The sequence below is a fragment of the Marinobacter azerbaijanicus genome, assembly GCF_030250645.1.
GTDB lineage: Bacteria > Pseudomonadota > Gammaproteobacteria > Pseudomonadales > Oleiphilaceae > Marinobacter > Marinobacter azerbaijanicus.
The window spans coordinates 328,574-340,357 of record NZ_JASSVS010000001.1; the positions used below are offsets into that span (position 1 = coordinate 328,574).

Genomic DNA, 11,784 nt, shown 5'->3' on the forward strand with positions numbered 1-11,784 from the left:
TACCCGTATGATCAAAAGAAGAGCCGGCATTATGCCGACAGTGTTACTTTAATGCATCACAATCGTAACAGGCCACACGGGGGCCGAACTTTCAATGGCACAATGCTGTCTGAGCCAATCATATGACAAGGGACACCGTCCACCCATGACCCCGACAGATCGACACCCCAAACCCTGGCAGAGCATACCGGCGCTTGCACTTCTGCTACTGCTGACGGTGTTATCAGGTAAAACGCTGGCACAATCACCGGACACCACCCTGCCCTCCATAGGCGGTGCCGGAGGCGGGCTCATTTCCGGCCAACAGGAAGCGGACATTGGTCGCCAGGTCATGATTTCAATCCGCCGGTCGGCACCCCAGATTACCGACCCGCTGGTCTACGACTACCTGAGTTCGGTTATCTACAAGCTGGTTCCTTCCGCCCCGCTTTCCAGTAGTGACCTCACCCTGGCCATTATCGATAGCCCGGACATCAATGCCTTCGCGGTTCCCGGGAACATTGTCGGAGTCAACGGCGGGCTGTTCCTGAACGCCAGCAGCGAACAGCAGTTTGCTTCGGTACTCGCCCACGAACTGGCGCACCTCAGCCAGCGTCATTTTGCCCGCCGCCTGGAACAGCAGGAAGCGAGCACACCGCTGACAATTGCCGGTATGATCGCGGGAATTGTGCTGTCAGCGGTCACCCAGTCAGATATCGGCATTGCTGCTATTGCGGGGACCCAGGCGCTGGCGGTGCAGAACATGCTCGCCTACAGCCGGGCCCATGAACAGGAAGCCGACCGCGTAGGCATGGAAATACTGGCAGACGCCGGCATGGACCCCAGGGGGATGCCGGAAATGTTCGAAATCATGATGCGCCAGAATCGCCTGCAGGGAAATCGGGTTCCGGAATACCTCTCTACCCACCCGCTCACCCAGAGCCGGGTTTCCGACACCCGCAACCGCGCTGAGCAATACCCCCGTCGAGATGTCGCGGATGCCCAGGAATACCATCTGGTTCGTGCCAGACTGCAGGTCCGATATGCCAGGTCACCGGAGGTTGCCGTGGAAACCTTCCGGGATTATCTGGATCGCCCGGATACCGAAAAGCCCGATGCTGTCCGCTATGGCCTCGCAGTGGCCCTGATCCGTAGTGGCAACTACAGCGACGCAGTCAATGAGCTTGAGCAGTTACTTCGGGGGACACCCGGACGCATCACCTACCAGGTCACCCTCGCTGAAGCCATGATTGAACAGGGTCACCTTGACCAGGCCCGTAAACTGCTGGAAGAAGCACTGGACCGGAATCCGGGCAACTATCCCATTACCGATATGCTGGCGCGAGTGGAAACGGATGACGGCAATGGGGAGCGCGCTGCGGAATACCTGCAACGGCTGACACGGGAGCTACCGCAGAAGGAACACCTCTGGCTGCGGCTCGCGGAAGCGGAGGGGATGGCACGCAATATTGTGGGCGTTCACCGGGCCCGGGCCGAGCACGACATCCTAATGGGCGACCTGGAATCAGCACAGCGCCAGTTACGCCAGGCTCAGGAAAGGCTGCCGCCCGGCGCACCTCTCAGACAAGTCGTCACCGAGCGCCTGTCCCAGGTGTCCTCCAGGCTCAATCAACAGCGCAGCTGAGGTCAGGCGTTGCCAGCTGCTTTGAGATTCATGTTGGCGGTGAAGTCCAGCATCCGCTGGAGGGGCTTCAGTGCTTTTTTCCGCAATTCCGGGTCCACGTGGACTTCCTGATCGCCGTTCTCGATCACCGACAACAGGTTCTCAAGGCCATTCATGGCCATCCATGGGCAATGGGCGCAGCTGCGGCAGGTTGCACCATTCCCTGCCGTAGGGGCTTCAATAAGGGTCTTGTTGGGCGCCATCTGCTGCATCTTGTAGAAAATGCCGTTGTCTGTAGCAACAATGAACTGCTCGTTGGGCAGCGTCTGTACGGCATGGATCAGTTGTGATGTGGACCCCACCACATCGGCCATTTCCACCACGGCGTCGGGCGATTCCGGATGAACAAGTACTGCGGCATCCGGATACAACGCCTTGAGGTCCTCAAGTCCACGGAACTTGAACTCTTCATGCACGATACAGGAACCGTCCCAAAGCAGGACGTCAGCCCCGGTGGTCTTCTGGACATAGTGGCCGAGGTGCTTGTCCGGGGCCCACAGAATTTTCTCGCCACGGGCATCCAGTGTCTCCACGATCGCCTGGGCGCAACTCGAGGTGACCACCCAATCTGCTCTCGCCTTCACTGCTGCAGAGGTATTGGCGTAAACCACCACGGTCCTGTCGGGATGCTGGTCACAGAAATCCGCAAATTCATCAGCCGGACAGCCTATATCCAGGGAACAGGTGGCTTCGAGGGTTGGCATCAGCACCCGTTTCTCAGGGTTGAGAATCTTGGCGGTCTCGCCCATGAAGCGAACACCCGCAACAACGACGGTTGACGCCTTGTGCTGATTCCCGAATCTTGCCATTTCAAGGGAGTCCGCCACACAGCCACCGGTCTCCTCGGCCAGGCGCTGTATGTCCGGGTCTGTATAGTAATGAGCCACGAGCACTGCATCCTCAGCCTTGAGGGCGGCGCGGATACGGGATTCAAGCTCGGCTTTCTCTGCCTCGCTGAGGCTCTTTGGCTCAGCCTGGTGTGCCAGGTGCTCCTGAACCAGAATACGGTCTTCACCTACAGTCATTCATGCATCTCTGTATTGCGTTAACATGCGGAGTATATCATCCGGAGCGAATTACGCTCCTTACGGACAGATGTATGACCGTATAGCCAAAAAAAAAGAGCCCGAAGGCTCTTTATTGCAGCCGAGGGCTCTTTTTTCAACAGAAAGCAGTTTGCTTTCTGTTTTATTGGTGGGTCGTGAAGGATTCGAACCTTCGACCAATTGGTTAAAAGCCAACTGCTCTACCAACTGAGCTAACGACCCGCAACTATCAGCCCGCTTCCGGACCTGAAACAAAACGATGACTCTGCCCACCGCTTCGTTTGCAATTTGGTGGGTCGTGAAGGATTCGAACCTTCGACCAATTGGTTAAAAGCCAACTGCTCTACCAACTGAGCTAACGACCCAAACGAGGCGCATATAGTAATGATTTTTCAGCGCCGATCAACCCCTAATCTTCAGGTTTCTCAACATTCTTCACGCCAATAAAATCAACGGCTACCGGAATCGAGATACTTTTGCGCCAGCTTGGCAGCACTGGTGCCCGGGTAATCACTCACTACGCTTTCCATCCGCGAACGCGCCTGTTCCTTGTTACCCAGCCGATCCAGCGTGACACCTAGCTTGTAAACGGCGTCAGAAGCCTTGCGATGGTCACCATAACGGGTGGCGACAATGGTAAAAGCCTGCCGGGCCTGTTCAAGCTGATCCTCAACCAGGTAAACCTCACCCAGCCAGTAGTAGGCATTCACGGTGAGATCGCCCTCCTCATACTCATCGATGAAGTCATACAACCGGTTAATGGCCTGGTCGTATTTCTTTTCCTGATGAATCAGGGTCTGGATCTCCTGATAGGCTTTCTGCTCCTCGCTGGAGGGTTGACGGTAGATTCTGGTTTTTACGCCGGAATCACCCGTTCCCGCTCCTGCCGTGGATTCACTGGCATCGGAGTTATCTGCAGGCGCTTCCGCCACCTTTTCGGACAGTTTCAGAATCCGCTGATCAAGATCAATGTAACGGTCCCGCGACTGCTTGGTCAGTCGGTCAATCAGGTTTTTCTGTTCCTCTATTCGCCCCTGCAACCGGCGGACTTCCCCCTGAAGTTGCTGGATCATGTAGAACAGCTCTGCATTGGCCTGACTGTTGCCAGCCTTGCGTTCAGCCTCGGATGCGTTGTCCTGGAACACCGGGGAAACGGATTGCGCCAGCGCACCGCCCGCCTGCCCGAGGGCAAGCGGGAGCAGCACTGTCGCCATGAGCAAATGTCTCATGGTGATCGCCTGTTACTGGAAAACTAGTTCAACGCGACGGTTCTGAGCCCATGCACTTTCACTGGAACCCATAACGGCCGGCTTTTCTTCGCCATAGCTGATGGTTTCCGTCTGACCACGGGAGGCACCATTCACGATCAGGAAACGCTGAACGGCATTCGCGCGACGCTCACCCAGCGCAAGGTTGTATTCCTTGGTGCCGCGCTCGTCGGCATGGCCTTCAATGCGCACGTCCTGGCCGGGATTGGCCTGCAGGTAACGGGCATGGGCAACCAGCACTTCACGGGCCTCGGGCTTGATTTCAGCAGTATCGAAGTCGAAGTAGAACGTGGTGATATCACGCATCGCTTCCGCTTCCGCACGCTCGGCACGCTCTTCGGCCGCACGGCGCTGCTCTTCGGTCATATCGGAGGAGGACACACCACCCTCATCATCACCGCCATAAACGGTGCTACCGCCATCCTGGTCCACGGCAGATACGTCAGAGCCGGCCATGCCGCCCTCTGTGGTATCACCGGTGCTGCTACAACCGGCAATCAGACCCAGCGAAAAAACCAGGGCCAGTGCTTTTTGTGGTGCTGTGATTTTCATATTTACTTCCTTCCTGTTGATGATCTCTTGTTCATGAATACGAACGAACCGATCGGGTTCCGGGTTCCGGTCTAGCGGGCAATTGGTGACCAGGCCGGTTCGCGTACGTCGCCTTTTGAAGCTGGCAAACTATAAGCTGCTCCACCATCTGCGGCAATTACAGTCAGTACACTGTTTCCACTCTGCTTTGTGGCATAAATCAACATGCGACCATTTGGGGCGACACTGGGTGACTCATCAGATTCCGTTCGGGTAAGAACGGTCTCCTCTTCGGTTCTCAGGTCAGTACGGGCGATATGAAACGCCCTGTCACGCTGATGCACATAATAGACGTATTTGCCCTCGTTGTCGGGGCGCGGCCGGGCATTGTAGCGACTGCCAAAGGTGATCCTGCGCGGCTCCGCATCATAACTGGCCTTATGATAGATCTGGGGGCCTCCTGAGCGGTCAGATGTGAAGAAGAAACCTTCGCCGGTGTGGTCATAGGCAGGCTCGGTGTCGATGGACCAGTGGTTGGTCAGCCTTTTGAGCGTTCGGCTCTGTATGTCCATTTTGTAGATTTCAGCATTGCCATCCTTTGACAGTGTCATCAGCAGTGAGCGACCGTCTGGCGAAAACGCCGGTGCCGAATTCAGCCCGGGGAAGTCGGCAACACGGGTACGGTTACCCGATGAAAGCTCGTGAATATAAATGGCGGGCTTTCCGGTCTCGAACGACACATAAGCCAGTTTCTTTGCATCCGGTGACCATGCCGGAGAAAGGATAGGCTCATCGCTCTCCAGCCTCACCCTGGCGCGCTTACCATCCACGTCACTGACCTGAAGGCGGTAAAGCGATTCTCCCCCCGAGCGCTCAAGTGTGATATAGGCCAGCTTGGTGGAAAACGCGCCGGGCACACCGGTAATGGCTTCATACACCCGGTCACTGATGTGATGCGCGAGGCTCCTGGGGTTGTTGACGGAAGCCGAGGCTGTTGCGCCCATTACCCGCTCTTCGCGGTTAACATCGAATAATTCGTATCGGGCCTCGATTCTATCGCCCTTGCGGGTTAACTGGCCGACCAGAACATAGCGCTGGCCAAGCAACCGCCAGTCGCGAAAGTAAACCTCATCCCCTTTTGAAGGCAGGCTGAGCATTTTTTCCGGTTGCAACGGGCGGAACTCGCCAGTCATGGTGAGATCATCCCGGACGATACTGCTTATCCGATCCCCCGACGGCATGGCTCCTGATTCGGAGAAAGGAACCACAGCCACCGGAATAGCGGAGTCTGCCCCCTCGGTAATCCGTATCAGCAGTTCGGCACTGGCCGGGCTGCCTGCAATCATCACACTGAGCAATAACAGCCATGTTACGGCCGCTCTCGCGACCCTTGTTCCTGCATTTGTCCGGTTGGTCATCTGTGTCCCCATTATCCTTATCTTAACCGCCTGGGATTGAACTCAATCGTAAACTGGCGGAAATAGCGTTCAAATGTGTCACGATCATCCGGAATCGGATACCGGTTCAGCGATTTCACCGCCCCCAACGCCGAGTTATCAAACGCGGTGTTACCACTGCTGGAGACAAGCTTTACCTCGGCAAGTTCACCGGTTGGCAACAGGGTAATCTGCAACCTCGCTGTCATTTCTTCTGTTGCCGATGACGGCGGATACCAGGCCTGGCTCAGTCGCTCGCGGATCAGCGCCTGATACTTCTGGCTTTCCGACAGCATCTGAACCTCGCGTGCTTTCGCTGCAGCAGCTTCCCTGCGGCGGCGTTCCTCGGCAGCGCGCTCCTGTTGGGCTTCTTCGGCCAGAGCCTCAAGCTGCTGCTCCTTCAGCCGGCGCTCACGCTCTTTGCGTTTTTGCTCGGCTTCCAGCCGTTCCTGCTCCTCCCTGGCCTTGCGCTCAGCCTCTTCTTTCCGGCGCTGTTCCTCGGCACGACGCTTTTCCTCTTCGGCCTTTCTGGCGGCCTCTTCCTGGCGCCGCTTCTCCTCCTCGGCTTTCTGGCGTTCACGTTCCTTCGCTTCTGCCTCGGCTTTCTGGCGGGCGGCCTCTTCAGCCTTGCGCTGCTGCTCGCGTTCACGCTGGGCGGTTTCTTCCTGGCGCTGGCGTTCCTGTTCCTTTTCTTTTTCCTGCTGTATACGACGCGCCTCTTCACGGGCACGCTCTTCTTCAGCCTGACGGCGTTCAGCTTCTTCCTGTTTTTGCCGTTCCTGTTCCTGCCTGCGCTCTTCGTCACGATCAGGCTGATCAACCACGTCCGTGACCGGGCTGGGTTCGGGTTCGTTCTGCGTAATCAGGCGGGCGGAAATGCTGGGCGGCTGAGGATCGGGAGCTGGATTCGTCCAGGACCAACCCGCCAGCGCCACACCCAGAATCAGCCCGTGGAGCAGGATCGACAGCGCGACGGGCGATTTCCATGGCGGTTGGCCCGTACTGGTTACATCACGCTCATGACCTCTCACAAAAACCTGCCTGCTCTTTGATTACTCATCGATGGACGGTGCTTCGGTGATCAATCCGACATTCGACGCCCCGGCGGCCTGCAACTGGGCCATCAGACGAACAACGGTACCATACTCCACGTGCTCATCACCCCGAACCAGCACTTCACGGTCTGTACGCTGGGAGAGGATCTTCGATACCCGGTCACGAACGTCCGCCAGCGACATTGGCTCACTGCTTTCATCACCCACGTCCATGAAATAGGCGCCGTTACTGTCCACCGACACCACAATGGACTCCACGTTCTTGTCAGACTGGATCGGCTCCGAGGTGGTTTCCGGCAAATCGACTTTGACGCCCTGGGTCAGCATTGGCGCGGTTACCATGAAGATAATCAACAGCACCAGCATAACGTCGATGTAGGGCACAACGTTGATTTCCGACATCGGTTTGCGGCGATTCGCCGGCATCATTCCCATGCCTTTCATGTGTCTGTTCTCCCGACTGGATGTGCGTTACTGATAAACGTCATCATGCCCCTGATGGCTCGCTGCTGTGCACACGGCGATGGAGAATGCTGGAGAATTCGTCGGCGAATGTTTCGTAGTTCTTCAGCAGTGCGTCCGAAATCGCAGAAAAGCGGTTGTAAGCAATAACCGCGGGAATCGCCGCAAACAGACCCATGGCGGTGGCTATCAATGCTTCAGAAATACCGGGCGCCACGGTTGCCAGTGTTGCCTGCTGGACCTGCGCCAGACCACGGAACGAGTTCATGATGCCCCAGACCGTACCGAACAGACCCACATAGGGGCTGGTTGACCCGACTGTTGCAAGAAATGGCAGGTGCATTTCCAACCGTTCCTGTTCGCGCGAGAAAGCAACACGCATGGCACGCTGTGTCCCCTCCATGACTGCATCAGCATCGCGACTTTGCTGGCGCAAGCGGGAAAATTCCTTGAATCCGGCCCGGAATAACGACTCCATGCCAGAGAAAGGTGTCGGGTTGCTGTTCACTTCCCGGTAAAGCTGCCCCAGATCCATACCCGACCAGAACCGCTCCTCGAACGCGAACTGGGCCTGTCTGGCCTGGCGGAAAACCTTCAGGCGCTGAAAGATCAATGCCCAGGAAACAATGGAAGCCAGCGCAAGTAGCAGCATGACCAATTGGACCAGTACGCCGGCATTGGCGACGAGATACCAAACAGAAAGTTCTGACTCCACCTTTTACTCCTGGATTATTCCACTTGTGAATTGGTTTTTCTGTCGCTTTCCAGCAACTCCAACATGTTAGCGGGCAGGCGCCGGGGCCGACCGGAATCCAGTGCGATGCAGGCCACGCGAACGTCCCCCGACGCCAGCACAGCCTCATCTGAAATCCGCACCACCTGTTGATGGAAATCCATCCATACCCGGCCGAACGCTACCGGCTCTGCGGTTACACGTAACTCATCATCCAGCCTGGCTGGTAAGCCGTAATGGATGGACAACCGCTGGACAACATAACTGATATTCTCCGCCAGACCCGCCCGCAGGCCGACGCCCTGACTGCGCACCCACTCGGTCCGGGCCCGCTCCATGTAATGCAGGTACCTGGCATGATATACAATACCGCCAGCGTCGGTGTCCTCAATATAGACCCGCAGCGGCAAGCCGAATGATGGCTCGTAGCGCTCAGTCAAACAGATCCTCCCGCTCAGGCCCGGACGGCAAAACGCCAAAGTGCTGATAGGCACTTGAGGTCACCATTCGCCCCCTGGGCGTGCGCACCATGTAACCCTGCTGGATCAGGAACGGCTCAAGTACATCCTCGATCGTACCCCGCTCTTCGCTGATGGCTGCCGCGAGGCTCTCCACGCCCACCGGTCCACCGTCGAACTTTTCAATCATCGCCAACAACAGCCGCCGGTCCATGTGATCAAATCCGAGGGCGTCCACTTTCAGCATGTTCAGGGCCTGGTCGGCAATGGATTCGCTGATGCAACCATCCGCCTTTACCTCGGCAAAGTCACGCACCCGTCTCAGCAGACGGTTGGCAATGCGGGGTGTGCCCCGGGAACGGCGGGCGATTTCGTAGGCGCCGTTGTCATCAATCGTGACGGATGACAGTCGCGCGGAACGAAGAATGATGTCGGTAAGGTCCTTGGTATTGTAGAACTCGAGACGCTGGACAATACCAAACCGGTCCCGCAATGGTGACGTCAGCAAGCCGGCCCGGGTGGTTGCACCAACCAGTGTAAACGGTGGCAGGTCCAGCTTGATGGATCGTGCGGCCGGGCCTTCCCCAATCATGATATCCAGCTGATAGTCTTCCATGGCAGGGTAAAGGACTTCTTCCACCGCAGCGCTGAGACGATGAATTTCGTCAATGAAAAGCACATCGCCTTCTTCGAGATTGGTCAGCATGGCGGCCAGATCACCGGCCTTTTCCAGCACCGGGCCGGAGGTAGTCTTGATGGACACGCCCATTTCGTTGGCAATGATGTTGGCGAGGGTGGTCTTGCCAAGACCCGGAGGGCCGAAGATCAGCGCGTGGTCTAGAGCTTCCTGGCGCCCACGTGCTGCCGAGATGAAGATTTCCATCTGCTCCCGCACAGCCGGCTGACCGACGTAGTCGGCAAGGAGGCCGGGGCGAATCGCCCGATCCTGAACTTCTTCGTATTGTCCGGCCTGGGATGAAATCAGGCGATCCGATTCAATCATTGAACTACCCGCTCAGAGGGAATCAACACCATGCATGTACTCTCGTCTCGGGATAATGATGCCCCAATTGTACAAACGGTTCTTTTGCTGTCACGTTACGCTCTCTACACAATGCGCGCCAGGCCCGCCCGGGATGATGGCACGCTAGCTGGCAGGGATCATGTTCCGCAGCGCCAGTCGGATCAGCTCCTGGCTCGACATACCATCCGCAGCGACCCTGCTAATGGCTTTTGACGCCTCCTGAGGTTTGTAACCCAGGGCAATTAGGGCTGCCTCCGCCTCTTCTGCCGGGTGGTGAACCGCTGCCGTTCCAGCCCCCGGCGCGCCGGCATTGACTGTCGTATTCGCCGACCCGGGCGTAAATTGTCCTTCAAGTTGCCCTATACGATCCGCCATTTCAATGAGGAGACGCTCGGCAGTCTTCTTGCCGACACCCGGGAGCTTCACCAATGCGCTTGCATCACGGGCTTCCACACAGCGGATAAACTGGTTGGCGTCCAGTCCTGACAGGATTCCTGCGGCCAGTTTCGGGCCCACGCCGTTCACCTTGATCAGCAGACGGAACAGATCGCGGTCCAGGCGGGACGAGAAGCCATAGAGGCTCTGGGCATCTTCGCGAACCACAAAGTGGGTGTGGAGAACCAGCTCTTCACCGTTTTCAGGCAGGTTGAAAAAAGTGGTGTAGGGAATGTCGACTTCATAACCCAGCCCGGCGCATTCCACCAGTGCCTGGGCGGGGGTTTTCTCGATCAGGATACCTCGAATACGACCAATCAACGGGTTTCTCCCTGGACTGCAATGAGCCTGTTATTGTCTTCGCACCCGGCCGCCACGCACCTTGCCGCCACCGTCGGAAGCCAGTTTCGCCACACTCTGGCTCATGTGGGCGTGACAAAGCGCAATGCCGAGTGCGTCGGCGGCATCCGCCTGTGGTTTACGGGAAAGGGACAGCAGTACCTGAACCATGTGCGCCACCTGGGCCTTGTCGGCTCCCCCCTTGCCCACCACAGCCTGCTTGACCTGCCGGGCGGAATACTCGTGAACCTCCAGTCCGCTATTGGCAGCAGCCACGATTGCCGCCCCCCTGGCCTGCCCCAGTTTCAGGGCGGAGTCCGGGTTACGCGCCATGAACACCTGCTCAATGGCAAATTCCCCCGGACGGTATTCCCCGATCAGCGTTGCCAGACTGTGAAATATGGTTTGCAGGCGTTCCGCCATGGGTTTTTCGCCAACCCGGATACACCCGCTGTCAATGTACTCAATGAGCCGGCCTTCAGCACGGATAATGCCGTAACCAGTGATGCGGGAACCGGGGTCGACCCCCATGATTATCGACACATAGCATCCTTATTGGTGGAGCGCCTCCATCACCTCGGCCGGAATATCGGCGTTGTGATAGACATTCTGCACGTCGTCCAGATCCTCGAGCATGTCAATCAGCCTGAGAATCGGCTCCGCACCTTCCTCGTCCAGCTCTACGGTCGTTGATGGCACCATGGTCACTTCGGCATTGTCCGGCACCAGCCCGGAATCCACCAGGGATTGCTTGACGTCAAGAAACTGATCCGGAGTGGTAACAATCTCGAACGAGCCATCGCTCAGGGTAGCCAGGTCCTCGGCCCCCGCAACCAGTGCGGCCTCCATCAGACGGTCCTCGTCCATCTCCGGACTGTAACTGATGATGCCCTGTTTGCTGAAAAGATACGCCACGGAACCGTCGGTGCCCAGGTTACCCCCCATCTTGTTGAAGGCATGGCGCACATCGGCAACCGTACGATTACGGTTGTCTGTCATAACTTCCACGAGAATGGCCACGCCACCAGGGCCATAACCCTCGTAGGTGAGCTCTTCGTAGTTACTGTCGTCACCATCACCGGAGCCACGCTCAATGGCTCGCTCGATGGTATCTTTCTTCATATTGGCAGTGAGGGCTTTGTCGATAACACCCCGCAGCCGCGGATTGTCATCGGGATTACCCCCGCCCTGGCGGGCCGCGACCGTCAACTCGCGGATAATCTTGGTGAAGATCTTGCCGCGCCTGGCATCCTGTGCCGCTTTACGGTGTTTGATGTTGGCCCATTTACTGTGTCCAGCCATGATCAACTCCGTCCAGTGACGGAGCACACACA

Annotated in this window: 13 protein-coding genes and 2 tRNA genes; 1 reads left to right on the top strand and 14 read right to left on the bottom strand. The window is 57.3% G+C overall.

Translation table 11 applies throughout. From position 1 onward, the window contains the following. Positions 1 to 145: 145 nt before the first annotated feature. Positions 146 to 1,624: a M48 family metalloprotease gene (locus QPM17_RS01515; protein WP_285388182.1), complete on the top strand. Its 1,479-nt coding sequence runs from the start codon at positions 146 to 148 to the stop codon at positions 1,622 to 1,624. A gap of 2 nt (positions 1,625 to 1,626) precedes the next feature. On the opposite strand, the gene nadA is transcribed toward QPM17_RS01515, so the two are convergent. From nadA to QPM17_RS01585, 14 genes are all read right to left on the bottom strand, one after another. Continuing rightward, positions 1,627 to 2,688, bottom strand: coding sequence for a quinolinate synthase NadA (gene nadA, locus QPM17_RS01520; RefSeq protein ID WP_285388184.1), 1,062 nt, complete (start codon positions 2,686 to 2,688; stop codon positions 1,627 to 1,629). 167 nt (positions 2,689 to 2,855) lie between these two features. After that, positions 2,856 to 2,931 (bottom strand) — tRNA-Lys (locus QPM17_RS01525). Between the two features lie 67 nt (positions 2,932 to 2,998). Further along, a tRNA-Lys gene (locus tag QPM17_RS01530) sits at positions 2,999 to 3,074 on the bottom strand. Between the two features lie 84 nt (positions 3,075 to 3,158). After that, on the bottom strand, positions 3,159 to 3,938 hold the full coding sequence (gene ybgF, locus QPM17_RS01535) for a tol-pal system protein YbgF (protein WP_285388186.1): 780 nt from the start codon (positions 3,936 to 3,938) through the stop codon (positions 3,159 to 3,161). Between the two features lie 12 nt (positions 3,939 to 3,950). Continuing rightward, the gene (pal, locus tag QPM17_RS01540; protein ID WP_285388188.1) at positions 3,951 to 4,529 is read right to left on the bottom strand and encodes a peptidoglycan-associated lipoprotein Pal; all 579 of its coding nucleotides are present in this window, start codon (positions 4,527 to 4,529) and stop codon (positions 3,951 to 3,953) included. A gap of 71 nt (positions 4,530 to 4,600) precedes the next feature. Continuing rightward, positions 4,601 to 5,854 (bottom strand): Tol-Pal system beta propeller repeat protein TolB, encoded by a 1,254-nt coding sequence (tolB, locus tag QPM17_RS01545; RefSeq protein ID WP_422732715.1) that lies wholly within the window; start codon positions 5,852 to 5,854, stop codon positions 4,601 to 4,603. An 89-nt stretch (positions 5,855 to 5,943) separates the two neighbouring features. Next, a complete protein-coding gene (gene tolA, locus QPM17_RS01550; protein WP_285388190.1) occupies positions 5,944 to 6,975 on the bottom strand; it encodes a cell envelope integrity protein TolA in 1,032 nt (343 codons plus the stop codon). 21 nt (positions 6,976 to 6,996) lie between these two features. After that, positions 6,997 to 7,443: a protein TolR gene (tolR, locus tag QPM17_RS01555; protein ID WP_285388192.1), complete on the bottom strand. Its 447-nt coding sequence runs from the start codon at positions 7,441 to 7,443 to the stop codon at positions 6,997 to 6,999. Between the two features lie 43 nt (positions 7,444 to 7,486). Beyond that, positions 7,487 to 8,176 (bottom strand): protein TolQ, encoded by a 690-nt coding sequence (gene tolQ, locus QPM17_RS01560; protein WP_285388195.1) that lies wholly within the window; start codon positions 8,174 to 8,176, stop codon positions 7,487 to 7,489. A gap of 14 nt (positions 8,177 to 8,190) precedes the next feature. Next, on the bottom strand, positions 8,191 to 8,634 hold the full coding sequence (ybgC, locus tag QPM17_RS01565; protein ID WP_285388198.1) for a tol-pal system-associated acyl-CoA thioesterase: 444 nt from the start codon (positions 8,632 to 8,634) through the stop codon (positions 8,191 to 8,193). Next, positions 8,627 to 9,655 (bottom strand): Holliday junction branch migration DNA helicase RuvB, encoded by a 1,029-nt coding sequence (ruvB, locus tag QPM17_RS01570; RefSeq protein WP_285388201.1) that lies wholly within the window; start codon positions 9,653 to 9,655, stop codon positions 8,627 to 8,629. Before ruvB ends, ybgC begins: the two co-directional genes overlap by 8 nt. Positions 9,656 to 9,799: 144 nt before the next feature. Continuing rightward, positions 9,800 to 10,432 (bottom strand): Holliday junction branch migration protein RuvA, encoded by a 633-nt coding sequence (gene ruvA, locus QPM17_RS01575; RefSeq protein WP_285388203.1) that lies wholly within the window; start codon positions 10,430 to 10,432, stop codon positions 9,800 to 9,802. Between the two features lie 30 nt (positions 10,433 to 10,462). After that, positions 10,463 to 10,993 carry a crossover junction endodeoxyribonuclease RuvC gene (ruvC, locus tag QPM17_RS01580; protein ID WP_285388205.1) on the bottom strand — a complete coding sequence of 177 codons (531 nt, stop codon included), beginning with the start codon at positions 10,991 to 10,993 and terminating at the stop codon, positions 10,463 to 10,465. A gap of 9 nt (positions 10,994 to 11,002) precedes the next feature. Continuing rightward, positions 11,003 to 11,752: a YebC/PmpR family DNA-binding transcriptional regulator gene (locus QPM17_RS01585; protein ID WP_285388206.1), complete on the bottom strand. Its 750-nt coding sequence runs from the start codon at positions 11,750 to 11,752 to the stop codon at positions 11,003 to 11,005. Positions 11,753 to 11,784: the final 32 nt, after the last annotated feature.

What these genes read in the sequence shown, in the direction of transcription:
- nadA (WP_285388184.1), bottom strand. Translation starts at nt 2,688, where the DNA reads ATGACTGTAGGTGAAGACCGTATTCTGGTTCAGGAGCACCTGGCACAC.
- QPM17_RS01585 (WP_285388206.1), bottom strand. Translation starts at nt 11,752, where the DNA reads ATGGCTGGACACAGTAAATGGGCCAACATCAAACACCGTAAAGCGGCA.
- QPM17_RS01515 (WP_285388182.1), top strand. Translation starts at nt 146, where the DNA reads ATGACCCCGACAGATCGACACCCCAAACCCTGGCAGAGCATACCGGCG.
- pal (WP_285388188.1), bottom strand. Translation starts at nt 4,529, where the DNA reads ATGAAAATCACAGCACCACAAAAAGCACTGGCCCTGGTTTTTTCGCTG.
- tolB (WP_422732715.1), bottom strand. Translation starts at nt 5,854, where the DNA reads ATGATTGCAGGCAGCCCGGCCAGTGCCGAACTGCTGATACGGATTACC.
- tolR (WP_285388192.1), bottom strand. Translation starts at nt 7,443, where the DNA reads ATGAAAGGCATGGGAATGATGCCGGCGAATCGCCGCAAACCGATGTCG.
- ybgF (WP_285388186.1), bottom strand. Translation starts at nt 3,938, where the DNA reads ATGAGACATTTGCTCATGGCGACAGTGCTGCTCCCGCTTGCCCTCGGG.
- ruvB (WP_285388201.1), bottom strand. Translation starts at nt 9,655, where the DNA reads ATGATTGAATCGGATCGCCTGATTTCATCCCAGGCCGGACAATACGAA.